Origin of the sequence: Rhodanobacter sp. PCA2, assembly GCF_013620825.1 — a bacterium.
Lineage (GTDB): Bacteria > Pseudomonadota > Gammaproteobacteria > Xanthomonadales > Rhodanobacteraceae > Rhodanobacter_A.
In genome coordinates this window covers 42,650-69,097 of the sequence record NZ_NJIC01000010.1, presented here as the reverse complement: position 1 = coordinate 69,097, position 26,448 = coordinate 42,650, and the positions used below count along the sequence as shown (strand labels likewise).

At 69.5% G+C, this 26,448-nt stretch carries 17 protein-coding genes; 11 read left to right on the top strand and 6 right to left on the bottom strand.

Translation table 11 applies throughout. The features are described from left to right. Positions 1–23: 23 nt before the first annotated feature. Positions 24–998: a 23S rRNA pseudouridine(1911/1915/1917) synthase RluD gene (gene rluD / locus PCA_RS04015; RefSeq protein WP_181301228.1), complete on the bottom strand. Its 975-nt coding sequence runs from the start codon at positions 996–998 to the stop codon at positions 24–26. Positions 999–1,093: 95 nt separating this feature from the next. Here rluD and PCA_RS04010 point away from each other — a divergent pair, with 95 nt between their 5' ends. Beyond that, the gene (locus PCA_RS04010; RefSeq protein ID WP_181301226.1) at positions 1,094–1,960 is read left to right on the top strand and encodes an outer membrane protein assembly factor BamD; all 867 of its coding nucleotides are present in this window, start codon (positions 1,094–1,096) and stop codon (positions 1,958–1,960) included. Positions 1,961–2,041: 81 nt separating this feature from the next. On the opposite strand, the gene PCA_RS04005 is transcribed toward PCA_RS04010, so the two are convergent. Further along, positions 2,042–3,733 carry an NAD+ synthase gene (locus PCA_RS04005; protein ID WP_181301224.1) on the bottom strand — a complete coding sequence of 564 codons (1,692 nt, stop codon included), beginning with the start codon at positions 3,731–3,733 and terminating at the stop codon, positions 2,042–2,044. A 105-nt stretch (positions 3,734–3,838) separates the two neighbouring features. Continuing rightward, positions 3,839–4,456: a LysE/ArgO family amino acid transporter gene (locus tag PCA_RS04000; RefSeq protein ID WP_181301222.1), complete on the bottom strand. Its 618-nt coding sequence runs from the start codon at positions 4,454–4,456 to the stop codon at positions 3,839–3,841. 102 nt (positions 4,457–4,558) lie between these two features. Between PCA_RS04000 and PCA_RS03995 the strand changes: the two genes are divergently transcribed. After that, the gene (locus tag PCA_RS03995) at positions 4,559–5,464 is read left to right on the top strand and encodes a LysR family transcriptional regulator ArgP (RefSeq protein WP_181301220.1); all 906 of its coding nucleotides are present in this window, start codon (positions 4,559–4,561) and stop codon (positions 5,462–5,464) included. 64 nt (positions 5,465–5,528) lie between these two features. On the opposite strand, the gene sucD is transcribed toward PCA_RS03995, so the two are convergent. After that, complete coding sequence (sucD, locus tag PCA_RS03990) at positions 5,529–6,404, bottom strand: succinate--CoA ligase subunit alpha (RefSeq protein WP_181301218.1); 876 nt, start codon at positions 6,402–6,404, stop codon at positions 5,529–5,531. 13 nt (positions 6,405–6,417) lie between these two features. Continuing rightward, complete coding sequence (sucC, locus tag PCA_RS03985; protein WP_181301216.1) at positions 6,418–7,578, bottom strand: ADP-forming succinate--CoA ligase subunit beta; 1,161 nt, start codon at positions 7,576–7,578, stop codon at positions 6,418–6,420. 389 nt (positions 7,579–7,967) lie between these two features. Here sucC and PCA_RS03980 point away from each other — a divergent pair, with 389 nt between their 5' ends. Continuing rightward, positions 7,968–9,545 (top strand): ATP-binding protein, encoded by a 1,578-nt coding sequence (locus PCA_RS03980; protein WP_181301326.1) that lies wholly within the window; start codon positions 7,968–7,970, stop codon positions 9,543–9,545. Between the two features lie 9 nt (positions 9,546–9,554). Here the strand turns inward: PCA_RS03980 and PCA_RS03975 are convergent, their stop codons facing one another. Further along, the gene (locus PCA_RS03975; protein ID WP_181301324.1) at positions 9,555–10,514 is read right to left on the bottom strand and encodes a LacI family DNA-binding transcriptional regulator; all 960 of its coding nucleotides are present in this window, start codon (positions 10,512–10,514) and stop codon (positions 9,555–9,557) included. Between the two features lie 292 nt (positions 10,515–10,806). Between PCA_RS03975 and pgmB the strand changes: the two genes are divergently transcribed. From pgmB to PCA_RS03935, 8 genes are all read left to right on the top strand, one after another. Beyond that, on the top strand, positions 10,807–13,896 hold the full coding sequence (gene pgmB / locus PCA_RS03970) for a beta-phosphoglucomutase (RefSeq protein WP_343204403.1): 3,090 nt from the start codon (positions 10,807–10,809) through the stop codon (positions 13,894–13,896). A 14-nt stretch (positions 13,897–13,910) separates the two neighbouring features. Next, complete coding sequence (locus PCA_RS03965) at positions 13,911–16,481, top strand: TonB-dependent receptor (protein WP_181301212.1); 2,571 nt, start codon at positions 13,911–13,913, stop codon at positions 16,479–16,481. A gap of 88 nt (positions 16,482–16,569) precedes the next feature. Beyond that, positions 16,570–17,838, top strand: a complete 1,269-nt coding sequence (locus tag PCA_RS03960; RefSeq protein WP_255436644.1) for an MFS transporter — start codon at positions 16,570–16,572, stop codon at positions 17,836–17,838. A gap of 34 nt (positions 17,839–17,872) precedes the next feature. Beyond that, a complete protein-coding gene (locus tag PCA_RS03955) occupies positions 17,873–19,675 on the top strand; it encodes a tetratricopeptide repeat protein (RefSeq protein WP_181301211.1) in 1,803 nt (600 codons plus the stop codon). Beyond that, positions 19,672–21,939 carry a glycoside hydrolase family 65 protein gene (locus tag PCA_RS03950; protein ID WP_181301209.1) on the top strand — a complete coding sequence of 756 codons (2,268 nt, stop codon included), beginning with the start codon at positions 19,672–19,674 and terminating at the stop codon, positions 21,937–21,939. The genes PCA_RS03955 and PCA_RS03950 overlap by 4 nt, the downstream gene beginning before the upstream one ends. Then, positions 21,936–23,600, top strand: a complete 1,665-nt coding sequence (locus PCA_RS03945; RefSeq protein WP_181301207.1) for a trehalase family glycosidase — start codon at positions 21,936–21,938, stop codon at positions 23,598–23,600. Before PCA_RS03950 ends, PCA_RS03945 begins: the two co-directional genes overlap by 4 nt. A gap of 62 nt (positions 23,601–23,662) precedes the next feature. Next, positions 23,663–24,739, top strand: coding sequence for an alpha/beta hydrolase (locus PCA_RS03940; protein WP_255436643.1), 1,077 nt, complete (start codon positions 23,663–23,665; stop codon positions 24,737–24,739). Positions 24,740–24,825: 86 nt separating this feature from the next. Next, the gene (locus tag PCA_RS03935) at positions 24,826–26,226 is read left to right on the top strand and encodes a sigma-54 dependent transcriptional regulator (protein ID WP_181301205.1); all 1,401 of its coding nucleotides are present in this window, start codon (positions 24,826–24,828) and stop codon (positions 26,224–26,226) included. Positions 26,227–26,448: the final 222 nt, after the last annotated feature.

The following is a 26,448-nucleotide window of genomic DNA, read 5'->3' as shown; positions in this document are numbered from 1 at the left end:
CAGGGAAGGGCGACACGTGACGCTCAGTCGTCGTCGTGGCCGTGGGCCGCGAGATCGTCGCGCAGGGCGGCGATCAGCGCCGTCATGTCGGCCGGGCGTTCGGCCGCGAACGCCAGCGCCTCGCCGCTGACCGGATGCGTGAACGCCAGCCGTTCGGCGTGCAGCGCCTGGCGGCGGAAGCCGCGCAGCGCGGCGACCAGTTCCGGCGTGGCGCGCCTGGGCAGTTTCAGGCCGCCGCCGTAGAGCGGGTCGCCGACCAGCGGATGGCCGACGTGGGTGAGGTGCACGCGGATCTGGTGGGTGCGCCCGGTTTCCAGGTTGCACTGGATCAGGCTGTGGGCGCGGAAGCGCTCGCGCAGCCGGTAATGGGTGACCGCGTGCTTGCCGCTTTCGTCGTCGCGCACGGCCTGGCGCAGGCGGTCGCCCATGCTGCGGCCGATCGGCGCATCGACGGTGCCGCCGGCCACCAGGCTGCCCAGCACCACGGCTTCGTACTGGCGCTCCACGTCGTGGCGCGACAGCATCTCCACCAGCGCGGTCATCGCGGGCAGGGTCTTCGCCACCACCATCAGGCCGGAGGTGTCCTTGTCCAGCCGGTGCACGATGCCGGCCCGCGGCAGCTCGGCCAGCCTGGGGTCGTGGTGCAGCAACGCGTTCAGCAAGGTGCCGGAGGGGTTGCCCGCGCCAGGGTGCACCACCAGGCCGGGCGGCTTGTCCAGCACCAGCAGGTGTTCGTCCTCGTGCACGATGGCCAGCTCGATCGCCTCGGGCGCGCTGGCCACCTCGGCCTCCAGCTCGGCCTCCAGCCGCACCTGTTCGCCGCCCCGCAGCAGTTGGCGGGGCGCCGCGGTGGCGCCGTCCAGGGTGGCCGCGCCGGACTTGATCCAGGCGGACAGGCGCGAACGCGAATAGTCCGGGAACAACTCGGCCAGCGTCTGGTCGAACCTGCGTCCGGCCGCCGTCAGCGGCACCCGGGCTTCATGGCGTATCGCGGTCATGCGCGGCCTCCCGCAGGGCAGGCGGCGGCAGGCCGCGGTGCGGCGCCGGTTTCGGCTATCATGCCTTTTCGATCAAACATCAACGACCCTTTTCCATGCGTCCAACCTTCGATTCGCTCAAGCTGCCGACGACCACGCGGTCGTGCCTCCGGACGCTCGCCGTACTCGCCCTGGCCTTGGCCATGAGCGCATGCTCGCTGTTCGGCCACAAGCGCGACAGCATCGATACCATGCCGGTAGGCGCGCTGTACAACAACGCGCACACCTCGCTGGAGAACGCCGACTACGCCGCGGCGATCAAGGCCTACCAGCGCCTGATCGCCCGTTTCCCGTCCGGCGACTACAACGAGCAGGCCCAGCTCGAACTGGCCTACGCGCAATACAAGGACGGCGAGTCCGAGGACGCGTACTCCACGGTCAACCGCTTCATCAAGACCTATCCGGCCAACAAGCATGTGGATTATGCCTATTACCTGCGCGGCCTGATCAATTTCGACCGCACCACCGGCTTCATGGACAAGATCTCGCACGACAAGGAAGCGCAGTCCCGCCGCGACCAGGGCTACAACCTGCAGTCGTTCGACGACTTCGCGGAGCTGTCGCGCCGCTTTCCGAACAGCGCCTACGCGGCCGACGCGCGCCAGCGCATGATCTACCTGCGCAACGTGCTGGCGCAGTACGAGATCAACGTGGCGGAGTTCTACCTGTACAACCGCGTCTACATCGGCGCCGCCGACCGCGCGCAGTACGTGATCGAGCACTACCAGCAGGCGCCGCAGACCGGCGACGCGCTGGCCATCCTCACCCGCAGCTACCTCGCGCTGAAGCAGGACAAGCTGGCCGACCAGACCCGCCAGGTGCTGGCGCTGAACTACCCGGACCATCCCTACCTGAAGGATCCGAAGTGGCCGCACGAGGTGGCGATGTGGCGCAAGATGATCCCGTTCATGCGCCACCACTGAACACCGCAACCGCACACGAAGACACCGGGCCTGGCCCGGCGTCTTTTTTCATGGCCGGCGCACACGGGCGGCCAGCGCCGTTCAGCGCCAGCCGGAGGTGATGGGATAGCGCCGCTCGCGGCCGAACGCGCGGGTGGTGACGCGCGGCCCCGGCGCCGACTGGCGGCGCTTGAATTCGTTCACCAGCACCAGCCGCACCGCGCGGTGCACCACGTCGGCGGGAAATCCGGCCGCGACGATCTCGGCCTGCGACTGCTCGCCTTCGATGAAGCGTTCGAGGATCGCGTCCAGCACCTCGTAGGGCGGCAGCGAATCCTGGTCGGTCTGGTTGTCGCGCAGCTCGGCTGAAGGCGGCCGTTCGATCACTTCGTGCGGGATTGGGGATTCGGGATTGGGGATTGGGTAAAGCGCCCCCCCGCCAGCCGGAGGCTTTTCCCGAATCCCGAATCCCCAATCCCGAATCCCGGCTCCATTCCGCCAGCGCGCGAGGCGATACACCACCGTCTTGTAGACGTCCTTGAGCGGCGCATAGGCACCGCACATGTCGCCGTACAGCGTGCAGTAGCCCACCGCCATCTCGCTCTTGTTGCCGGTGGCGAGCAGCAGCTTGCCGTGCTTGTTCGACAGCGCCATCAGCATCACGCCGCGGGTGCGCGACTGCAGGTTCTCCTCGGCGGTATCGGCCGCCTTGCCGGCGAAGGCCGGCGCCAGCGCGTCGAGGAAGCTGCGGTAGGTCGGCTCGATGTCGATCACGTGGTAGTCCACGCCCAGTTGCACGGCCTGCGCCCGGGCGCCGTCCAGCGACAGCTGCGAGGTGTGGCGGGTGGGCATCATCACCGCGGTGACGCGCCCGGCGCCCAGCGCGTCCACCGCCAGCGCCAGGGTCAACGCCGAGTCGATGCCGCCGGACAGTCCCAGCAGCACGCCGGCGAAGCCGTTCTTGTCGATGTAGTCGCGGATGCCGCGCACCAGCGCGGCGTACAGCACGGCCTCGGGCGGCTGCTCCGGGCGTGCCGGCCAGCCGTCGGCGCGCAGGCTGCGCGTGGCCGGGTCGAATTCGGCCCACAGCAAGGCATCGACGAAGGCCGGTGCGCGCGCGGCGATGCTGCCGTCGCCATTCACCAGCAGCGAACCGCCGTCGTACACCACCTCGTCCTGGCCGCCGACCAGGTTGAGGTAGACGAGGGCGCAGCCGGTTTCCTTCGCGCGCTCGACCAGCACGGCCTCGCGCCCGGCCTGCTTCTCGTCGTCCCAGGGCGAGGCGTTGATCACCACGATCAGCTCGGCGCCGGCGCGGGCCGCGGCGGCGGCCGGCTCGGGCTGCCACACGTCCTCGCAGATCAACAGGCCGATGCGCACGCCGCCCAACGTGGTCACCGCGCTGGCGTGGCCAGCGCGGAAATAGCGCTTGTCGTCGAACACGCCGTAGTTCGGCAGCGCCTGCTTGTGCGCGATCTGCACGACGCGGCCCTCGCGCAGCAGCGCGGCGGCGTTGAACACCTCGCCCTCGCTGTGCGGAAAACCGACCAGCGCGGCCAGCCCGTCCGTCGCGGCCGCCAGCGCCTGCAGTGCCTCCTCGCAGGCGGCGAGGAAGCTGGGACGCAGCAGCAGGTCCTCCGGCGGATAGCCAGACAGCGCCAGCTCGGGGAACACCACCAGTTCGGCGCCGCCGGCGCGGGCCTGCGCCATGAGGTCGCCCATCTTCGCGGCGTTCGCCGCGACCGCGCCGACCGGGAAATCGTGCTGGGCCAGCGCCAGCCTGAGAACAGCCATGTATCGGGTCCCTCGGGGAACGGCGGAATCGCGGACGAAATGGTAGTGCATCGCCCCGCCGTGGGAACCGCGTGCGCCCGCTCCCGGTCGCCAACCACCGCTCCCTCAGGCCATGGGCTGCAGCAGCAACAGCGCGGCCAGCGTCCACATCAGCAAGGCCACCAGCAGGTCGAACACCCGCCACGCCACCGGACTGCGGAACACCGGCAGCAGCAGCCGCGCGCCGTAGCCCAGCGCCGTGAACCACAGCACGCTCCCCGTGCCCGCGCCCGCGGCGAACCACCAGCGGCCGCCGCCGTCGTAATGGGTGGACAGGCTGCCCAGCAGCACCACGGTGTCCAGATACACATGCGGATTGAGCAGGGTGAAGCCCAGGCAGGCCAGCACCGTGCGGCCACGGCCGCTGGCCGCCGCATCGGCCGGGCGCAGGCCGCTTTCGCCGCGCCACGCGCGCCTGGCCGCCAGCAGCCCGTAGGCGGCGAGAAACGCCGCGCCGACGAAACGCAGCACCTGCAGCAGTCCGGGCTGCTGTTGCACGGCCAGTCCCATGCCGGCCACGCCCAGCACGATCAGCGTGACATCGGCCAGCACGCAGACCAGCACCACCGTGCCCACGTGCAGGCGCTGCAGGCCCTGGCGCAGCACGAACGCGTTCTGCGCGCCGATCGCGACGATCAGGGCGGCGCCGGTGCCCAGCCCGGCGAAATAAGCGGATGGAAACATGATCGACCTCACCAAGGGAGGCCCACTTTCGGATGGACGCCATCATGAGTAAAACTGTATTTTCTTAACTTGATGCAGTTTTTCTTACCAAGTGGAGCGCCCGTGCGCCTGCTCAACCCGCAACTGGCCGCCTTCGTCGCCGTGCTGGACGAGGGCAGTTTCGAGGGCGCCGCGCGGCGGCTCTCGCTGACCCCGTCCGCGATCTCCCAGCGCATCAAGGCGCTGGAGGACCGCCTGGGCCAGGTGCTGGTGCTGCGCCAGTCCCCCAGCCGGCCCACGCCAGCGGGCGAGCGCCTGCTGCGCGGCGTGCAGCAGATGCGCCTGCTGGAAGCCGAGATCCTCGGCGACTTCCTCGTCGAAACGGAACGCGCCGCGCCCGTCACGATATCCATCGCCGTGAACGCGGATTCGCTCGCCACCTGGGTGCTCGGCGCGCTGGCCGAACCGCATCGGCGCGACGGATTGCTGTTCGACGTCCGGGTGGAGGACCAGGACCACACCGCCGACCTGCTGCGCGACGGCTCGGTGCTGGGCGCGATCACCACGGACGCCCGCCCGGTGCAGGGCTGCACCGTGAAGACGCTTGGCGTGATGCGCTACCTGCCGGTCGCCGCGCCGGACTTCGTCGCCCGGCACTTCGCGAAGGGCCTCGATGCCGCCTCGCTGGGCGCGGCGCCGATGCTGGTGTTCAACCGCAAGGACGCCCTGCAATGGCGCTTCGTGCGCAGCGTGACCCGCGCCCGGCTGAGTCCGCCCATGCATTACCTGCCCTCCTCCACCGCCTTCGTCGAAGGCGCGGCGCTGGGACTCGGCTGGGCGATGGCGCCGGAGTCGATGCTGGAGCAGCCCTTCGCCCAAGGCACGCTGCAGCCGATCGCGCCCAGGCGCTGGCTGGACGTGCCGCTGTACTGGCAGCACTGGTCGATCCGCTCCACCGCGCTGGCCAAGGTCACCGACGCGCTGCAGCGCGCGGCCCGGCAAAGCCTGCGTCCCGCGCGGGCGCATTGAGTGGACGGAAAACAAGAAGGGCCGCACGGTGGCGGCCCTTCTCGCATCGGTCGGAAAGACCCGATTACTTCTTCATCAGCCCGGCGAGCGTCTTGCCGAGGTCGGCAGGCGACTTCACGGTGGTGACGCCGGCCTTCTCCAGCGCGGCGAATTTCGCCGCGGCGGTGCCCTTGCCGCCGGAGATGATCGCGCCGGCATGGCCCATGCGCTTGCCGGCCGGGGCCGAGGCGCCGGCGATGAAGGACACCACCGGCTTCTTGACGTATTCGCCGATGAATTCGGCGGCGTCTTCCTCGGCGCTGCCGCCGATCTCGCCGACCATGATGATGCCCTCGGTCTGCGGGTCGTCCTGGAACAGCTTCAGGCAGTCGATGAAGCTGAGGCCGTTGATCGGGTCGCCGCCGATGCCGATGCAGGTGGACTGGCCCAGGCCTTCGTTGGTGGTCTGGAACACGGCTTCATAGGTCAGCGTGCCGGAGCGCGACACGATGCCGACCTTGCCCGGCTTGTGGATGTGGCCCGGCATGATGCCGATCTTGCATTCGCCCGGGGTGATCACGCCGGGGCAGTTCGGCCCGATCAGCACGGTTTCCGGATGCTGCGCCAGCACGTTCTTCACGCGCAGCATGTCGAGCACCGGGATGCCTTCGGTGATCGCCACGATCACGCGGATGCCGGCGTCGACCGCCTCCAGGATGGAATCGGCCGCGAACGGCGGCGGCACGAAGATCACCGACGCGTCGGCGCCGGTGTCGTCCACCGCTTCCTGCACGCTGTTGAAGACCGGCAGGCCGATGTGCTCGCTGCCGCCCTTGCCGGGGGTGACGCCGCCCACGACCTTGGTGCCGTAGTCCAGCGCCTGCTGTGCATGGAAGGTGCCCTGCTGGCCGGTGAAGCCCTGCACGATCACCTTGGTGTTCTTGTTGACGAGAACGCTCATTGCTTTTAGCTCCTCACTTCGCGGCGGCCACGGCTTTCTGCGCCGCGTCGTTGAGATCGTCGGCCGGCGTGATCGCCAGGCCGGAGTTGGCCAGCAGTTCGCGGCCCTTCTCCACGTTGGTGCCCTGCAGGCGCACCACCACCGGAATCTTCAGGCCCACTTCCTTCACCGCGGCGATGATGCCCTCGGCGATCATGTCGCAGCGGACGATGCCGCCGAAGATGTTGACCAGGATGGCCTTGACCTTGTCGGAGGAGGTGATCAGCTTGAACGCCTCGGTGACGCGTTCCTTGGTGGCGCCGCCGCCCACGTCGAGGAAGTTGGCCGGCTCGCCGCCCGCCAGCTTGATCACGTCCATGGTGGCCATGGCCAGGCCCGCGCCGTTGACCATGCAGCCGATGGTGCCGTCCATCGTCACGTAGTTGAGGTTGTTCTGCACCGCGGCCGCCTCGGCGGCATCCTCCTGGCTGAGGTCGCGCATCGCGGCGAGGTCGGCGTGGCGGAACTCGGCGTTGTCGTCGGAGTTCACCTTGCCGTCCAGCGCGGCGAGGTTGCCGTCGGCGAGGATGGCGAGCGGGTTCAGCTCGACCAGCGAGAGGTCCTTGTCGTTGAACAGCTTGTACAGGCCCAGCATGATCTTGGTGAGCTGGTTGACCTGCTTGGGGTTCAGGTCCATCGCGAAGCCGAGCTGGCGGCACTGGTAGGGCTGCAGGCCCTCGACGAAGTCCACCACGATGGTGTGGATGTCCTCGGGGGTGTCCTTGGCGACCTGCTCGATGTCCACGCCGCCGTGCTTGGAGGCGATGAAGGAGACGGCCCTGGAGTCGCGGTCCACCAGCACCGAGAGGTACAGCTCCTTGGCGATGTCGGTGGCGTCGGTGACCAGCACCAGGTTCACCGGCAGCGCGCGGCCGGCGGACTGGTAGGTTTCCATCTTCGTGCCCAGCATGGCCTTGGCGGCGGTGCGGACGTCGTCGAAGCTGCGGCAGAACTTCACGCCGCCGGCCTTGCCGCGGCCACCGGCGTGGATCTGCGCCTTGACCATCCATTGGGAACCGCCCAGCGCCTTGGCAGCGTCGACGGCGGCGTCGGGGGAATTGGCGACCTTGCCCGGCGGCACGGCGATGCCGTACTGCGCGAACAGTTCTTTGGCCTGGTATTCGTGGAAATTCATTCGATAGCCTCGAGCGAACGGGGAAACACGGGCTCGCGCAGATGGAACGCGGCGCGGGCTTGCGGGGAGTCGGACGGCGCGGACGCTGCCGGCTTGCGGAGTGCGCGGCGGTGCCCCGACGAGGCAGGAACCGCGCGAAACGGCCGCCCATTTTCGCGGAAGCGCCCCCTGATGGAAAGGGGCGCCGCATATTCCGGCGCCGACACGGGCCCGGCCGGGGGCGTCCGGACGCCGCGCCCGCGGCCCGGCGGCGGGTCCCAAGGTTCACGAAACTGCAACCCGCCTATAAACTCCGCCGGGATCGCTCCGGAGTGCCGCACATCGTGTCCAGCACCACCTTCCCACCGCTGCGCGTCCAGCGGGTTGTTCCGGCGGCGACCCGCCACGAGATGCTGTTCCTCAACACCTTCCGGCTGATCCAGGCCCTGGTGTACATCGGCCTGGCGTTCGCGCCGATGCAGATCGGCAGCGCGCAGACGGCTTCGCCGCAGCTGGTCCTGCTGGTCACCCTGCCCTACCTGCTGTTCGCGGTGGTCGCGCTGGGGCTGACCAGCCGCGCCGTGTTCCACGTAAAGGCCGCCGTGTCGATCTGGCTGGTGGTGGACATCGCCGCCGCGCTGCTGTCGCTCAGCCTGATCGACTACGCCCGCATCGGCATCTCCATGATGCTGGCGGTGAACCTGGGCGTGGGCGCGCTGATCCTGTCGCTGCGGCTGTCCAGCTTCTTCGCCGCGCTGGCCACGCTGGGGCTGCTCACCCACGCCCTGCTCTCCGAGCCCGGCAGCCCCATCGCCGACCGCAACCTGCTGGAGTCGGCGCTGTTCGGCCTGGCCTACTTCTCGATCACCTCGCTGTGCAGCGTGCTGGGGCGGCAACTGCGCGCCAGCGAGGCGCTGGCCGAGCAGCGCAGCACCGACCTGGCGAACCTTTCGCAGGTGAACGAGCTGATCATCCGTCGCATGAAGACCGGCGTGCTGCTGGTGGACGACGCGAACCGCATCCACCAGATCAACGAGTCGGCGTGGATGCTGCTGGGCAACCCCAGCGCCGAGCAGCGCGACCTGGGCCGGCTGGCGCCGGAGCTGTCGCGCCGGCTGTACCACTGGATGACCTCGGGCAAGCTGGACGAGACCGCCACCCAGCTCGCCGACGGCGTGCCCGAGGTGGTGCCGCGCTTCTCCCGCCTCGCGCCGAACGACGATTCGCTGGTGCTGATCTTCCTCGACGACACCTCGCTGCTGTCGCGCCGCGCCGAGGAGCTCACGCTCAGTTCGCTGGGCCGGCTGTCGGCCTCGATCGCGCACGAGATCCGCAACCCGCTGGCGGCGATCCGCTATTCGGCGCAGCTGCTGGCCGAGTCGGAGAGCATGGACAGCACCGACCAGCGCATGGTGGAGATCATCAACAACCACTGCGTGCGGCTCAACGAGATCATCGAGAACATCCTGCAGCTGTCGCGCCGCGAGCGCTCGCGCCCGGAAACGCTGGACCTGGGCCGCTGGGCGCAGGCCTTCGTGGACGAATACAAGCTCGGCAACGACATCGGCAACGACACCCTGCGCGTGGTGGTGGGCGGCGCCGTCGCGGTGGCCGCGGTGGCCGACCCGCAGCAACTGCAGCAGGTGATGTGGAACCTGGTGCAGAACGCGCTGCGCTACGGCCGCCTGCCCGGCGAGCCGGCGCGGGTGATGGTGATCGTGCGCAACGGCGAACACGGCGAGCCGATCCTGGAAGTGACCGACCGCGGCCCTGGCATCGCGCCCAAGGTGGCCACGCAGATCTTCGAGCCGTTCTACACCACCCACGAATACGGCACCGGCCTGGGCCTGTACCTGGCGCGGCAGATGGCCGAGGCGAACCAGGCCTCGCTGGAATACGTGCGCGTGGCCGGCGGCGGCAGCTGCTTCCGCCTGCTGCTCACGCCGCCGCAGATGAACCGGCTGGCCAGCGAAGCGGTCGCCGGCTGAGGTCCGGTTTCAGGTCGCGCGCACGATCAGGCTGGTCGGCAGCATCTGCGAGGCCACCGGCTGGCCGTCGATCAGCGCCAGCACCTTGCGCGCCAGCAGCACGCCGCCCTCCTGCCAGTTCTGCCGCACGGTGGACAGCGGCGGCAGGAAGCTGACGCCGTGCGGCGTGTCGTCGTAACCCACCACCGATACGTCGTTCGGCACCGACAGGCCCAGCTCCACCAGCGCCCGGATCGCGCCCATCGCCAGCAGGTCGCTGCAGGCGAAGATCGCGTCGAAATGCACCTTGCGGCTGGCCAGCGAGTGCACCGCGGCCACGCCGGACTCCAGCGTCCAGTCCACCCGCTGCAGCAGCAGCGGCTTGATGCCGTGGCCGGCCAACTCGTCCACGAAGCCGTGCAGGCGCTGGGCCATTTCCGGGTGGTCGGAGTTGCCGATGAACACCGGGTGGCGCCGTCCGATCGAGAGGAAGCGCTCGGCCACGCTCACCCCGCTCTGGCGGTTGTCGCTGCCCACCACGATGTGGTTGTCGTGGTCGGACTCGGCGCCCCACACCACCATCGGCAGGCCCATGCGGTCGTACAGCTTCACCGCGTCCTGGTGCACGCCCTGGCCCAGCAGGATCAGCCCGTCGGCGGCCTGCACCGCGGCGTTCGCCGCGTCGTGGCGGGTGGTCAGCAGCACGCTGTAGCCGGCCGAGGTCAGTTCCTGCGTGATGCCGCCCAGCAGGGACAGCGGGTAGGGATCCCACATGGTGCGGCTGGACGAGGGCTTCATCTCCACGATCACCGCCACCGTGTGGCTACGCCGGAGACGGAGGTTGCGGGCGCTGACGTTGAGCTTGTAGCCGTGCTTGCGCGCCAGCGCCTGGATGCGCTCGCGGGTTTCCGGCGTCACCAGCGGACTGTCGCCCAGCGCCCGCGACACAGTGATCTTGGACACCCCCGCCAGCTTCGCCAGGTCCGCCATGGTCAGGCCGGCCTGGGCCGCGACGGGCTGCTTCTTCTTGGCAGGACTCACGGGACGGCCCTCCGGGCGGCGATGGACGCGGGCGCAAGCGCCCTCCTCAAGCGGGGGCTAGTGTCGCCCGCGAACGCAGCATGTTCAATGCATCATCACCGGCCCAGAGGCCGTCCAAAGCCGTTTCAAATGTAATGATATCGATATCTTGATATCGATATCATTCGCCCGTATGCTCGCCACCGAACGGGTGTCGATGTCGCTTCGGCGCCCTTTGCGACCATGCGAGGGGATTCATCACGTGCGGACTCATGATGCGGCCGCGACTGCCCTGCCCGCCGATGCGGGCACGACGGCGCACGCCACCACCGGGGCCGATCCCTGGCAGCTCGTCCGCCATGGCCACGACCGCGCCGGCTTCGCCCAGGACGAAAGCCTGTTCGCGCTCGCGAACGGCTCGCTGGGCGTACGCGGCGGCCTGGAAGAGGACGAAAGCCCCAGCCAGGGCTGTTTCCTGGCCGGCGTGTGGGAACGCTCGCCGATCGCCTACCACGAGCGCTTCACCGGTTTCGCCAGCCATACCGACACCCGCGTGCCGGTGGCCGATGCCAGCCGCATCCGGCTGCGGCTGGACGACGTCCCCGTGCACCTGGACGAAGGCGAGTGGCTGGCGCTGGATCGCCGGCTGGACCTGCGCACCGGCTGCTACCGCCGCACGCTGCGCTGGCGCGCGCCGCGCGGCGGCACGCTGGAGATCGTCGCCGAACGGCTGGTGCCGCTGGACCGACCCGGCGTGCTGGCGATCCGCTACTGCGTCCGCTCGATCGACTACAGCGGCCCGATCGCGCTGGACTCGATGATAGACACCGTGCGCACGGCCGCCGCGCAGGGCGACGACCCGCGCATCGGCGCCCACCTCAGCGGCGGCCTGCAGTTGCACGACGCCCGCGCCACCGCAGCGCTCGCCTGGGTGAGCCAGCACACCACGCACAGCGGCATCCGGCTGGTCTGCGCGCAGATGCATGCGCTGCCCGATCCTGCACTGGGCTTTCACGGCGCCACCCGCACGCTGCGCGGCGTGGTGCAGACCTACGCCGGCACGCTGGTTCCCGGCGGCGAGGTGACCCTGGAGAAATTCGCGGCCTGGGCCTGGTCCACGCCCGGCGCTGCGGCAAGCGTCGACCCTGTCCTGCTGTCCAGTGCCGCGGAAGCACTGGAATCGGCCGGCCACGCAGGATTCCCCTCCCTGCTGGCCGGCCAGGCGGGACAACTCGACGCGTTGTGGCGCGCGGCCGACCTCGCCATCGACGGTGCGCCGGACACGGAGCAGGCGCTGCGCTTCAACCTGTTCCAGCTGTTCCAGTCCGCCAGCCGCGACGACGGCGGCAGCGTGGCCGCCAAGGGCCTCACCGGCGAAGGCTACGAAGGCCATTATTTCTGGGATGCCGAAGCCTTCATGCTGCCGGTGCTGGCCACCGCGGCGCCGCGGCTCGCACGGCACATGCTGGCCTGGCGCCATGCCACGCTGGACCGCGCCCGCGCCCACGCCCGCGAGCTGAACCATGCGCGCGGCGCGCTGTATCCCTGGCGCACCATCGCCGGCGACGAATGCTCGGCCTACTACCCCGGCGGCTCGGCGCAGTACCACATCAACGCCGACATCGCCTGGGCGATCCGCCTGTACGTGGACGCCAGCGGCGACGAGGCGTTCCTGCGCGACATGGGCGCGGAGATGCTGTGCGAAACCGCGCGCATCTGGCTGGACCTCGGCCACTGCAACCCGCGCCGCGGCGGCGCGTTCTGCATCCACGAGGTGACCGGGCCGGACGAATACTCCGCCCTGGTCGACAACAACCACTACACCAACCGCATGGCGCAGCGGCACCTGCGCGACGCCGCCGCCACCGTCGAGTGGCTGGCCGCGACGCACCCGGCCAAGCATGCCGCGCTGGCGCAGCGCATCGACCTGGCCGCGGACGAAGCCGCCCGATGGCGGCGCGCCGCCGACGCGATGTACCTGCCGGTGGACGCGGAGCTGGGCGTCTTCCCGCAGGACGACGGCTTCCTCGACAAGCCGCGGCTCGCGCCCGCGCAATTGCACGACCCCGCGCTGCGCCCGCTGCTGCTGCACTGGCACCCGCTCACGATCTACCGCCACCAGGTGTGCAAGCAGGCCGATACCCTGCTGGCGCTGATGCTGGCCGGCGATGACGTGGACGTCGCCGCCAAGCGACGCAACTTCGACTACTACGAAGGCGTCACCGTGCACGACTCCACGCTGTCCGCCTCCACCTTCGCGGTAGTCGCCGCCGAGGTGGGCCGCGGGGCGCAGGCGTACCGGTATTTCCTCGACACCTTGCGGATGGACCTGGACGACTCGCACGGCAACGCCGGGCACGGCCTGCACATGGCCGGCATGGCCGGCAGCTGGCTGGCGCTGGTCTGGGGCTTCGGCGGCCTGCGCGTGACCGGCGGCCGCCCCGCGCTGGCGCCGCAGCTGCCCCACGCCTGGCAGGGCTATCGCTTCGGCCTGCGCTGGCGCGATGCGCAGCTGCGCGTGGAAGTGGATGCCGACGGCGTGCGCTATACGCTGGTGGATGGCGAGGCGCTGGACTTCCTGCATCGCGGCCAGCCGCAGCATGTGCGCACGGGCGAGTCGCTGCAGTTCGCCCATCCGGCGACAGCCACCTGTGCGCCGAAAGGCGTGATCTTCGACCTCGACGGCGTGCTCGCCGACACCGCCGTGCTGCATCGCGCGGCCTGGCAGCAGCTCGCCGCCGAAATCGACGCGCCGTTCGACGAGGCGATCGCCGAGCGCATGAAGGGCGTGGACCGCATGGGCTCGCTGGAGATCCTGCTGGAACGCGCGCCGCGCCGCTACGACGACGCGGAAAAGGCCGAACTGGCCGCGCGCAAGAACGCCCGCTACGTCGAGCTGATCGACCGCCTGGACCCGCAGCACCTGCTGCCGGGCGCGCGCGCCGCGGTGGAATCGGTGCGCCGCGCGGGGCTGAAGACCGCGCTGGCCTCGGCCAGCCGCAACGCGCCGCAGCTGATCGAGCGGCTGGGCATCGCCGGGCTGTTCGACTACGTGGTCGACGCCAGCCGCATCGCGCGCTCCAAGCCCGACCCGGAAATCTTTCTCGCCGCCGCCGCCGGTCTCGGTCTGGCGCCGGCGGAATGCCTCGGCGTGGAGGACGCCGCGGCAGGCATCGCCAGCATTCATGCCGCGGGGATGGCGGCGATAGGCATAGGCCGGGCGGAAGCCCTGGCCGACGCCGACGTGCTCTTGTCGAACATCGCCGCGTTCGACATCGGCCGGATCACAACGACAAGCGGCCCATCGGCCCGGCATCCCGCCGCCGCCGCATCACCCAGCAACCAGACCTGACGGGGAGTCAGAACATGAGCACTCGGCTACTCACAAGCTTGACCCTGTCCGCGGCGATCGCGGCGGCCCTCGCCTCCGGCAACGCCCAGGCCCAGGACAACGGACAGGCCCAGTCCCAGGCCACCACGCCGGCCGCCCCCGCCACCGGGCAGAGCCCGGACGGCAAGTCGAAAAACGGCAAGTCCGTGCAGTCGCTGGAACAGGTCGTCGTCACCGGTTCGGCCAGCACCACCGGCGTGCGCAAGGTCGACGCCAGCTATTCGATCACCACCGCCACCTCGGCGCAGATCCAGCAGGCCAACCCGCGCAGCTCCGCCGACCTGCTGAAGCTCGCGCCGGGCGTATGGCCCGAGTCCACCGGCGGCGAGACCGGCGCGAACATCGAGATCGCCGGCTTCCCGGGCGGCGGCGACGCCCCGTTCTACACCAACCAGATCATGGGCACGCCGCTGTACGGCATGCCCTCGCTGTCGTTCTTCGAGCAGAGCTCGATGTTCCGCCTCGACGACACCATCGACCACGTGGAACTGCTGCTGGGCGGCCCATCGGTGGTGTTCGGCGACGGCCAGATCGGCCTCACCTCCAACTACATCCTGAAGCAGGGCACCGACACGCCGTCCGGCAGCATCGGCGTCACCTACGGCACCGGCAACCTGCGCCGCGTCGACGGCTTCTACGGCTTCCCGATCGGCAAGAACGGCTGGTACGGCAGCGTGGGCGGCTTCTACCGCGTCTCCGACGGCGTGCGCAAGCCGCAGTATCCGTCCGACAAGGGCGGCCAGCTCACCGCCACGCTGACCAAGGACTGGGACAACGGCTCGCTGGTGTTCTGGGCCCGCGGCCTGGACGACAAGAACCAGTTCATCACGCCGGTGCCGATGATCCAGGACCGCCCCGGCATCTTCTCCGCCTATCCGGGCTTCGACCCGCTGACCAGCACCTACTACAGCCGCGCCATGCAGCACACCTACCTGGAAAGCTATCCGGGCGGCGGCACCAGCGTCGACCTAGCAGACGGCCGCGGCGCGCAACTCGGCTTCCTCGGCGCGAACTTCGACTGGGACTTCGGCAACGGCTGGACGGTGAGCGACAAGTTCCTGGTCAACGGCGGCAACATGGACACCAACGCGCTGTTCTCCGGCGCGAATCCCCAGTCGCTCAGCGCCTGGGAAAACACCGCCGGAACCTATCCCGGCAACGCCGTTCCCGCCGGCGCCGTGTACACCGCCAGCTACGCCAACGGCGCGGGCGTGATCACCAACCCGAACCTGGACGTGATCAGCCAGGGCCTGTGGCACATCCACAAGAACCTGAAGAGCGTGATCAACGACTTCCGCCTCAGCAAGGAACTGTTCGAGGGCAACACGCTGACCGCCGGCCTGTACCTCGCGCACTACACCGACAACGACCGCTGGTCGCTCGGCAACCCGATGCTGATGACCAACACGCCGAACGCGATCCCGATCGCGGTGAGCTACGTGCAGGGCGGCCAGACCTACCAGGTCACCAACGGCCAGGGCCTGATCTACAACGGCGGCTACAACATCACCGAGAACGGCGTCGCCACCAACAAGGCGCTCTACCTGTCCGACATGTGGAACCTCGACAAGTGGATCCTCGACGCCTCGGTCCGCGTGGAGAACGAGGACGCGCACAACACCGTCTGCAACCTGTCCAACGTCGACCTCGACGGCAACCCGAACACGCTGTACAACAACGCCGTCTCGATGTGCAACGGCACGTACGCGCGCACCAACTACGACAAGACCCACACTTCGTGGACGGTCGGCGCCACCTACAAGATCATGGACAACATGTCCGTCTACGCCCGCGCCAACAAGGGCGCGCACTTCAACAGCTTCGACGACATGCGCGGCAGCGTCACCGGCGACACGCCGCCGCTGCTCAAGGTGCAGAACTTCGAGGTGGGCTGGAAGTACCAGGCGAACTGGCTGAACGCCGACGTCTCGTTCTACCACCGCCAGTTCAACGGCCTGAGCTACCAGCCCTCCCTGCTCGGCGTGCCGTTCGGCAGCAAGTCCACCTACGGCTCGGATACCCGGGGCATCAACTTCAACCTGATCGCCACCACGCCGGACAAGATGTTCTCGATGATCGCCTCCGGCGACTGGATGGACGGCCACTACTCGCACTTCAAGGGCAACGCGGTGTTCTACGGCCTGCCCACGCCAGGCAATCCCACCGGCGAATTCGTGGGCACCTACCAGGGCATGCAGCTGCAGCGCCAGCCGAAGTTCCAGGTGCGCCTGACGCCGACCCTGACCCTGCCCACGGCCCATGGCGACCTGCGCCTGTGGGTGACCATGGAATACGTGGGGGCGCACACCCAGGACCAGTTGGCCCTGCAGCAACTGGGCAGCTACACCGACTTCAACGTGGGCGCGCAGTACACCTACGACAAGCGCTGGGTGTTCACCCTGCTGGGCTCCAACGTGACCGACACGCTGGGCCTGACGGAGTCGAACTCGCGCATCGCGGGCAATGCCACCGGCTCGTCGGGCGTGCTGCTGGCGCGCGCGCTGGAAGGCCACCAGTACAGCTTCCAGGTGAAGTACCAGTTCTGACGAGGCAACATTCCCCCGCGTGGCGGCCCGGATCGTGCGATGGCGGTCCGGGCCGCCGTTTTCGACGTGGACCACGGCCGAGGTGCGCATGAATCGTTTCCGCATGATCGCCGCGCTCGCGCTGACCTACGTGGTCTTCGCGATCCTGCTCAACAGCGTGGGCACGGTGATACTGCAGTCCATCGCCAGCTTCGGCGTGGGCAAGACCGAAGCCAGCCTGCTCGAACTGTTCAAGGACCTCACCATCGCCGTGGTCTCGTTCGGCGTGGCCTCGTTCCTGCCGCTGATCGGCTACCGGCGCGCGATGATCCTGGCGCTGGCGCTGCTCGGCGCGGCCTGCGTGCTGATGCCGCTGTGGCCAAGCTTCCGCACCACCGAGGCGCTGTTCACCTGCGTCGGCGTCTCGTTCGCGCTGGCCAAGGTCGGCGTGTATTCCTCGATCGGCCTGCTCACCGCCGACCGCGCCGCGCATGGCCGCCTGACCACGACGATCGAAGGCACCTTCATGCTCGGCGTGCTGGTCGGCAACTGGCTGTTCAGCGCCTTCATCAACCACGCCGCACCGGCCGACCTGGCGTGGCTCGACGTGTACTGGGTGCTCGCCGCGCTGTGCGTCGTGACGATCGTCCTGCTGGCCGGCTCGCGCATGGACGAGTCCGCGGCGCACAACGCGCACACCTCGACCATGAAGGGTTCGCTGGTGGAGATGCTGCAGCTGTTCGTGCGGCCGCTGGTCTACGTGTTCCTGATCTCGGCCTTCCTCTACGTGCTGATCGAGCAGAGCTTCTCGACCTGGCTGCCGACCTTCAACAACGAGATCCTCAAGCTGCCGAACGCGATGAGCATCCAGCTCGCCAGCATCCTGCCCGGCGCGATCGCGCTGGGGCGCCTCGCCGCCGGACAGGCGCTGCGGCGCCTGCACTGGTACACCTTGCTCAACATCTGCGTGGTCGGCATGGCCGCGATCGTGCTGCTGAGCCTGCCGCTGGCCCGCGACGTCGCGCCGGGCGCCGTGGCCGGCTGGCGCAACGCGCCCGTCGCGGCGTACCTGTTCCCGCTGGTGGGCCTGCTGATGGCGCCGATCTATCCGGTGATCAACTCGGTGGTGCTGAGCTCGCTGCCCAAGCCCTCGCACGCGGCGATGACGGGTTTGATCGTGATCTTCTCGGCGCTCGGCGGCACGCTGGGCTCGCGCATCACCGCCATCGTGTTCGCCCGCTCCAACGGCATCGACGCGTTCTATTTCTCGCTGCTGCCGATGTGCCTGATCCTGGCCGCGCTGTTCTTCTTCAAGCGCGAAACCGATCGCCATGGCGTGGCCGCGGCCACGCCGGGCATCCGCCTCGTGGCGAAATAGCGCCGGCGACATCACCGTGCCCGCCCCTGCGCCCATGCCGCTCGATGCCCTGCGCCAGGTCGGTGCGCTGCTGCAGGGCGGCGATCTGCGGGGCGCGCACGGGCGGCTGCAGGCCATCGTCGTGGAGCATCCGGACTGCGTGGAGGCCCTCCGCCTGCTCGGTGGCCTGCGCCTGGGTTTCGGCGACGCCGCCGGCGCGGAAGCCTTGCTGCGCCGTGCGCTGGCGCTGGACCCGAACTGGGCGCCCACGCTCGCCACGCTGGGCGAACTGCTGCTCAGTGCCGGCCGCGCCGACGAAGCCGAACCGCTGCTGCGGCGTGCGGCCGCGAAACTGCCGCAGGCCGCCCTGCTGCTGGCGCGCCACTGCAACGACAGCCAGCGCCCGGCCGAGGCCTTCGCGCTGCTGGCGCCGCTGTGCCGGACGAGCAAGCCCGACGCCGCGCTGGTGACGCAACATGTGGCGGCGCTGGTCGCGCTGGGCCGCCACGACGAAGCCGTGGGCTTCTGGCGCCGTGCGGCCGAAGCCGCCCCGAACGAGCCGTCCGCCGCGCATGCGCTGGCCATCGCGCTCGCCGCGACCGGCCGGCATGCCGAGGCCGAAAGCGCGGCAGCACAGGCGATCGCGCTGGGCACGCCGGATGCGGCCACCTGTTTCACCCGTGCGCGCAGCCTGGTCGCGCTGGGCGAGTTCGCGCGCGCCGAAACTGCGCTGCGCGACGGCCTTCAACTCGATCCGCGCAACGCCGGCGCGCATGACCACCTCGCCCGGCTCACATGGATGCGTACCGGCGATCCCGCGCAGACCACCGCCGCGCTCGATGCCGCCTTGCAGACTTTCCCCGGCGATACCGCCCTGCTCGCCGCGAAGGCCGCCATCCTGCAAGGCGCGGGCGATGCACACGGCGCCTACGCCTGCCTCGCCGCGCCCACCGCGCATGCGCAAGCGGCACCAGCCCTGCTGGTACGCGCGGGACTCTCCGCCCTGACATTCGATCCCGCCAACGCACGCGAGTTGGCGGAACGCGCGCTGCGCCTGTCGCCCGCCAGCACGGCGGCACGCAGCCTGCTCACCGCAGCCCTGCTCGGCACCGGCGATGCACGCGGCGCCCTCGAACATTGCGAAAGCCTGCTGGCCAACGCGCCCGACGACCAGTACCTGATCGCGCTGCAGACCACTGCCTGGCGATTGCTGGGCGACCCGCGTCACGACGCGTATTGCAATTACGCGCAACTGGTGCAGCCCTACCGCCTGCCCACGCCGGATGGCTGGCCGGACCTCGCCAGCTTCCTCTCCGACCTGAAGCGCAGCCTGGAACGCCTGCACGATCCGCACGGCCATCCGCTGCTGTTCCAGTCGCTGCGCCACGGCACCGAGACCACCGGCGACCTGGCCCGTCACGCCGACCCGGCGATACGGGCGCTGTTCGCGGCGTTCGATGCGCCGATCCGCGACTACCTCGCGCATGTCGGCCACGGCGTCGATCCGCTGCGCCGGCGCAACCGCGGCAGCTACCGCTGGAACGGCAGCTGGTCGGTGCGGCTGCGCGACGCAGGCTTCCATGCCAACCACGTGCACCCGCGCGGCTGGATCTCCTCGGCGTTCTACGTGGACCTGCCCGACGGCATGGCGGCAGCATCCACGCAGGACGGTTGCCTCGCGTTCGGCGAGCCCGGCATCGCCACGGCGCCGCCGTTGCATGCGCAGCACGCGGTACGTCCCGAGCCCGGTCTGCTGGTGCTGTTTCCTTCCTACGTCTGGCACGGCACCGTGCCGTTCCGCAGCGAACAGGCGCGGCTCACGATCGCCTTCGACGCCGTACCGGGAGTTCCCGCATGAAAAGCGCTCTCGTCGCCACGGCCTTGCTCGCGCTGGCGGCCACGCCTGCGTTCGCCGCCACCGACCCCAGTTTCGTGCTCAAGGCCGGCGCCGCGGACTGGGCCAGCTATTTTCCCGGACAACTCGGCAACGGCTACGCCTCCACGCTGACCGCGCCGCGCGGCACCGAGAACACGCCGGCCTATCTCGCCGCCTTCATGGATCGCACACCCGGCGACATGGCGCGCCCCGCGGTCGTGCCCGCGTGGAGCGGCATCGATTACCGCGCCGACGGCGGCGCCTGGCTCAACGCCGCGCCGCTGGACGCCGCGCACTTCCAGGGCTACGCGCAGACGCTGGACATGCACGACGGCACGCTGGCTACGCGTTACACCTACCACGATGGCGCACGCGCCACCGATGTCGAGGTGCTCTCGCTGGTGAGCCAGGCCTCGCCGCACCTCGCCGGCAGTCGGCTCACGCTCACGCCGCATTTCGACGGCCGGGTGGAACTGTCGTTCGCGCTGGACGCCTGGGTGCCGCACCAGCCGCGCTTCGCGCTGGCCCGCATCACCGATGCGGAGATGCACCGGGAACTGGACAAGTACCACCTGAAACTCGAACCGGTAGCACCCGCCACGCCGGACCGCGCCGCGCTGTGGTATCCCGGCACCACCGAAGTGCTGGCGCACGACGGCGATGCCGCACTACTCACCCTGTGGCTCGACGGCCGCGCCGCGAGCAGCGCGGCGATGGCGGAAGCCGTGGCCGTGTCGCTGCCGCAAGGCATGCACCCGGTCTCGGCGAGCGTGGTTCGCGACGGCCTGCGACTCGCGCTGAACGTGGTGGTGGACGTGCGGAAGAACCATCCCTACCGCTTCGCCAAGTTCGTCGCCGTCTCGCGCGAAGGCTGGGGCGGCGACGCGCAGGCCGATCTTGCGCTGGCCGTACAGGCGCGCACGCAGGGCTTCGACGCGCTGCTGCACGCGCACCAGGATGCCTGGCATGCGCTGTGGACATCCGACGTGGTGATCGACGGCGACCCCGCCGCGCAGCGCATCGTGCACGCCGACCTCTACTACCTGCTCTCCAACGTCACGCCCGGCACCGCCTGGGGCGCCGGCGCCTGCGGCATGACGCCGGGTTACGCGGGTCACGTGTTCTGGGACAGCGACACCTGGGTGTTCCCCGCCCTGCTCCTGCTGCACCCGGAGCGCGCGAAGTCGCTGGTGGCGTTCCGCGCACGCACGCTGCCGGCCGCCGAGGCGCGCGCCCAAGCGCGCGGCCTGCACGGCGCGATGTACCCGTGGGAGGCCGATCCCGACGACGGCAGTTCGCAGACACCGCACTCGGCCCAGGTGCTGGATGAGCACGAGATCCACGTCAACGGCGACGTCGCCATCGCGCAGTGGCAGTACTCGCTGGCCAGCGGCGACAAGGCCTGGCTGCGGCAGCACGGCTGGCCGGTGATCCGCGCCGTCGCCGACTTCTGGGCCAGCCGCGCCACCTGGGTGGCGGCAAGGCAGCGCTGGGAGATCGAGCATGTCACCTCGGTGGACGAGGACTACGCCGACGTGCCGAACGACACCTACACCAACGCCGTGGCGCGCAAGGCGCTGCACATCGCCACCGCGGCGGCAGCGGCGGTGGGCGCAAAGCCCGATCCGCGCTGGGCCAAGGTGGCGGACGGCCTCTACCTGCCGTTCTCCGACAAGGACGGCCACCATCTCGACTTCGATCCGTCGGTGCCGCACGACCGCGACACCTGGGGCGGCAGCTCGCTGCCCATGCTCGCGCTGCCCGCGCTGGACCTGCCGATGAGCGAGGACGTGCGCCGCCGCGACTACGCCTACGCGCTGGGGCCGATCGAGCATTCGAGCCGCGATCCGAACAGCATGGGCCTCGCGCCGCTGTCGATCGCCGCCGCCACCGCCGGCAACCACGCGGATGCCGCCATGTGGTTCGAGCGCAACATCCGCGCGAACGTGGTGAAGCCGCCATTCGACGTGCGCACCGAAACGGCGAACAACAACACCGGCTACTTCCTCACCGCCAGCGCCGGCATGCTGCAGAACATCCTCTACGGTTTCACCGGCCTGCGCATCGAAGCGCAGGGCTTGCTACCTTCCTATCCGCCGATGCTGCCCGCGCACTGGAAATCGCTGACGTTGCGCAACCTCGTTTTCCGCGGGCAGCACTACGACATCGCCGTGCGACGCGATGCCGACGGCAAGCCCGTGCTGTCGATGACCGCCCTGCCCTCCACCGGGAATCCGCACCGATGAACATCCGCATCCGCCTGTCCGCCCTCGTGCTGGCCCTGCTGTCGGCACCGCTCGCCTCCGCAGCCACGCCCGATGCCGCGAAGACGCTGGACTACATCCTCCACGCGTGGGGCACCCTCACACGCTCGATGGACAACTGCGCCTCGCTGGCCGACCCCAAGATCGAGGGCCGCCCGGTGATCTACGTGCCCGCGCAATTCGCGGTGCCCGCGGACCTTCAACGCACGGCGAAACGCTGCAACGTGGAAGTGCGCCCGCTGCCGCAGGTCATCCGCGAACTCGGCGAGGTGGATGCCACGAAACTGCCGGAGCAGGGCCTGCTCTACCTGCCGCATCCCTACGTGGTGCCGGGCGGCTTCTTCAACGAGATGTACGGCTGGGACAGCTACTTCATCGTGCTCGGCCTGCTTGCCGACCGCCACGCCGAACTGGCGCGCGACATGACCGACAACGCGCTGTTCGAGGTGCAGCACTACGGCGGCGTGCTCAACGCCAACCGCACCTACTACCTCAGCCGCTCGCAGCCGCCCTTCCTGAGCGCGATGATGGCGGCCGTGCTCGCCGATCCGGCGAGCTTCGCCAACGCGGACGAAAAGCACGCATGGCTCGCGCAGGCCTATCCGCTGGCGGTGCGCAACTATGAAATCTGGACGCGGCCCGAGCACCGGGCTGGCGACACCGGGCTCGCCCGCTACGACGACCTCGGCAATGGCCCGGTGCTGGAAGCGCAGGACAGCTCGTTCTACCGCGGCGTCATCCAGTGGCTGATCGCGCATCCCGCGCAGGATCCCGGCTACCTGCTGAAGGCGTCCGAACACCCGGACGATGCCGAAGCCGCGCGCCTGAAGACGTCGAGCTGCGACGTGCGCGCCTCGAAGGTCTGCGCCGGCAACTGGGTGGGCGGCTACCGGCTCACCGCCGACTACTACCGCGGCGACCGCGCCATGCGCGAATCCGGTTTCGACACCAACTTCCATTTCGGGCCGTTCGGCGGCTCCACCCACCACTACGCCGGCGTGGGCCTGAACAGCCTGCTCTACCGCTACGAGCTGGACCTGCGCGACTTCGCCCGGCAACTGGGCAGGACCGCCGATGCACAGCGTTGGGAAGCGGCCGCCGCCGCGCGCAAGGCGGCGATGGACAAATATCTCTGGCAGCCGAAGCCCGGCATGTACCGCGACTACGACTTCGTCGCCGGCAAGCCCTCGGACGCGCCCTACCTCACCACCTTCTATCCGCTGTGGGCGGGCGCGGCCTCCCCGGCGCAGGCGCGGGCCGTGCGCGACCAGCTCGCCGTGTTCGAACTGCCGGGCGGACTGAGCATGGACAACCGCCCCAGCGAAGTGCAGTGGGACGCCCCGTTCGGCTGGGCGCCGACCAACTGGCTCGCCATCGCCGGGCTGGACGCCTACGGCTTCCACGACGACGCGCGGCGCCTCGCCGGCAAGTTCACCGCCACGGTGGATCGCAGCCTCGCCGAAGACGGCACCATCCGCGAGAAATACAACATGGCGCTCGGCAACGCCGACGTGAAAGTGAGCGCCGGCTACAGCACCAACGTCATCGGCTTCGGCTGGACCAACGGCGTGTACCTGAAGCTTCGCCAGTTGCTCGACGGCACGGCCGGAAAGGACGCCGCCCGGCCTGCACCGCTACACTGATCCGTATCGGCAACGCGCATCGCCTCCCTAGCACGCCCATCGGCACCCAGCGAGGAACCGCCATGAACCGCCCACGCCTTTCGCGCTTCATCCCGATGTTGCTGCTCTGCGGCGGCCTGTTCGCCACCGGCGCCTGCGCCCAGGACGTCCGGCCGGGCGTGCAGGCCGACGGCACCGTCACCGCGTCGTCTGCCAGCGTGCCGTTCTCCGCGCTCGCTTCGCCGGAGGCGCGGGCGTTCTTCCCGAAGATGCTCGCGGAGGGCGCCAAGGCGCCGTCGCTCCTGGCGCCCATCGCCGACAGCCGCGCCTTCTACGACCGCATGAACAGCGACCGCGCCGCGCGCATGGAGAAGCTCTACCCGGTGAAGGCGCGCAGCGACACGATCGCCGGCGTCAGCGTCGAAGTGGTGTCGCCGGCGCAGGGCGTATCGCCGGCAAACCGCCACCGCGTGCTGATCAACCTGCATGGCGGCGCCTTCATGTGGGGCTCGCACAGCGGCGCCCTGGTCGAGGCCATCCCCGTCGCCAGCCTCGGCCGCATCGAGGTGATCGGCATCAACTACCGGCTGGGCCCGGAAAATGTCTTCCCCGCCGCCAGCGAGGATGTCGAGAAGGTCTACCGCGAGCTGCTGAAGACCCACAAGCCGGGGCAGATCGGCATCTACGGCTGCTCGGCCGGCGGCGTCCTCACCGGCGAGGCGGTGGCGCGCTTCATCACCGACAAGCTGCCGGTGCCCGGCGCCATCGGCATGTTCTGCGGCGGGCTGACCGACTTCGCCGGCGACTCGTCCTTCGTCGCCCCCATGCTCGGCGGGCAGGGCGTGCCCGCGCATCCGCTGGGCCTGCGCGTGATCCCCTACTTCCTCGGCGCCGACATGAACGACCCGCTGGTGCAGCCGGGCGTGTCACCCGCGCTGCTGGCGAAATTCCCACCCACCCTGCTGATCGCCGGCACGCGCGACATGGCCATGAGCTCGGTGGTGCACAGCAACGAGCTGCTCCGCCAGGCCGGCGTGCCCACCGAGCTGCGCGTGTGGGAGGGCATGTGGCACTCGTTCTTCTCCGACCCGGAGCTGCCGGAGTCGCGGCAGGCGTACGCCGCCATGGTCGACTTCTTCGAGCGCCGGCTGGCCCGTTGACCCAGGTCAAGTTCGCCGCGCCTGCCGCTTTGCCCCCCGGCGGCGGCGCGCTATCCTGAACGGCAACGCCACCACCGCGACAGGCCATGAGCCAACAGACCGTCCTGGTCATCGACGACGAACGCGACATCCGCGAACTGCTCACCATCACGCTGGGTCGGATGGACCTCAAGGTCGACGCCGTCGGCACCGTCGCCGAGGCGCGTCGCTCGCTGGGCGACAAGGCCTACGATCTCTGCTTCACCGACATGCGCCTGCCGGACGGCAGCGGCCACGAGATCCTCGAGCACATCGCCGCCAACCACCCGGAGATGCCGGTGGCGATGATCACCGCCTACGGCAACGTGGATGCCGCGGTGACCGCGTTGAAGGCCGGTGCGTTCGACTTCGTCTCCAAGCCGGTGGACATCCAGATGCTGCGCCAGCTGGTGCGCACCGCGCTGCGGCTGGCCGAGGAGCGGCGCAGCGGCAAGGCGGCGGCGAAGGCCGGCAGCGCGGGCGAGCGGCTGATCGGCGCCTCGCAGGTGATGGAGCAGGTGCGCTCCACCATCGGCAAACTCGCGCGCAACCAGGCGCCGGTGTACATCGCCGGCGAATCCGGCGTGGGCAAGGAGCTGGTCGCGCGCCTGATCCACGAACAAGGCCCGCGCGCCACCGGCCCGTTCGTGCCGGTGAACTGCGGCGCGATTCCGTCCGAACTGATGGAAAGCGAGTTCTTCGGCCACAAGAAGGGCAGCTTCACCGGCGCCGGCAGCGACAAGGAAGGCCTGTTCCAGGCCGCCCACGGCGGCACGCTGTTCCTCGACGAGGTGGCCGAGCTGCCGTTGCACATGCAGGTGAAACTGCTGCGCGCGATCCAGGAAAAGGCGGTGCGCCCGATCGGCGCGCGCGAGGAAGTGCCGGTGGACGTGCGCATCCTCTCCGCCACGCACAAGAACCTCGCCGCCCTGGTCGAACAAGGCCAGTTCCGCCAGGACCTGTTCTACCGCATCAACGTGATCGAGCTGCGCGTGCCGCCGCTGCGCGAGCGCCGCGGCGACGTGCCGCTGCTGGCGAACTTCATCCTGCAGGGCCTGGCGCGCAAGGACGGCGGCAACCCGCGCCAGCTGAGCCCCGAGGCGCGGCAGGCGCTGGACGCCTACGACTTTCCCGGCAATGTGCGCGAACTGGAAAACATCCTCGAACGCGCCACCGCGATGTGCGACGGCGACCTCATCGACGCCGGCGACCTGATGCTGCCGCAACGCCTGCCGCGCGCGGAAGCGACGCCCGCAGCCAGCAACGGCCATCCGCCCCCCGTACCAGCCGCGCCATCACCCGGCGCCACCGGCGACGGCGGCCTTGACGACTACATCAGCAACCTGGAACGCAGCGCGATCGTGAAGGCGCTGGAAGAATCGCGCTACAACAAGACCGCCGCCGCGAAGAAACTGGGCATCACGTTCCGCGCGCTGCGCTACAAGCTCAAGAAACTCGGCATCGATTGATGCCCGCTGCTGACCCTCTCCCCTCCGGGGAGAGGGTTGGGTGAGGGGCCGCCCTCGCCACGCCGCCATTGCATGCATGCCTGCCTTTGCTTGCTCGCGTGAGAGGACTCTGCGCAGCGGTTCCGTATGCTCATTTTGCATATTTCAGAGCGGTTTCGTGCGCCTGACGGCGCCCGAGCTACTTTCTCTTTGGCTACTTTCTCTTTGGGCACGCAAAGAGAA

Excerpts from the sequence above, each read along its gene's own strand:
- rluD (WP_181301228.1), bottom strand. The coding sequence starts at position 998 with ATGACCGCGATACGCCATGAAGCCCGGGTGCCGCTGACGGCGGCCGGA.
- PCA_RS04010 (WP_181301226.1), top strand. The coding sequence starts at position 1,094 with ATGCGTCCAACCTTCGATTCGCTCAAGCTGCCGACGACCACGCGGTCG.
- PCA_RS04005 (WP_181301224.1), bottom strand. The coding sequence starts at position 3,733 with ATGGCTGTTCTCAGGCTGGCGCTGGCCCAGCACGATTTCCCGGTCGGC.
- PCA_RS04000 (WP_181301222.1), bottom strand. The coding sequence starts at position 4,456 with ATGTTTCCATCCGCTTATTTCGCCGGGCTGGGCACCGGCGCCGCCCTG.
- sucD (WP_181301218.1), bottom strand. The coding sequence starts at position 6,404 with ATGAGCGTTCTCGTCAACAAGAACACCAAGGTGATCGTGCAGGGCTTC.
- sucC (WP_181301216.1), bottom strand. The coding sequence starts at position 7,578 with ATGAATTTCCACGAATACCAGGCCAAAGAACTGTTCGCGCAGTACGGC.
- PCA_RS03980 (WP_181301326.1), top strand. The coding sequence starts at position 7,968 with ATGCTGTTCCTCAACACCTTCCGGCTGATCCAGGCCCTGGTGTACATC.
- PCA_RS03975 (WP_181301324.1), bottom strand. The coding sequence starts at position 10,514 with ATGGCGGACCTGGCGAAGCTGGCGGGGGTGTCCAAGATCACTGTGTCG.
- PCA_RS03965 (WP_181301212.1), top strand. The coding sequence starts at position 13,911 with ATGAGCACTCGGCTACTCACAAGCTTGACCCTGTCCGCGGCGATCGCG.
- PCA_RS03960 (WP_255436644.1), top strand. The coding sequence starts at position 16,570 with ATGAATCGTTTCCGCATGATCGCCGCGCTCGCGCTGACCTACGTGGTC.
- PCA_RS03955 (WP_181301211.1), top strand. The coding sequence starts at position 17,873 with ATGCCGCTCGATGCCCTGCGCCAGGTCGGTGCGCTGCTGCAGGGCGGC.
- PCA_RS03950 (WP_181301209.1), top strand. The coding sequence starts at position 19,672 with ATGAAAAGCGCTCTCGTCGCCACGGCCTTGCTCGCGCTGGCGGCCACG.
- PCA_RS03945 (WP_181301207.1), top strand. The coding sequence starts at position 21,936 with ATGAACATCCGCATCCGCCTGTCCGCCCTCGTGCTGGCCCTGCTGTCG.
- PCA_RS03940 (WP_255436643.1), top strand. The coding sequence starts at position 23,663 with ATGAACCGCCCACGCCTTTCGCGCTTCATCCCGATGTTGCTGCTCTGC.
- PCA_RS03935 (WP_181301205.1), top strand. The coding sequence starts at position 24,826 with ATGAGCCAACAGACCGTCCTGGTCATCGACGACGAACGCGACATCCGC.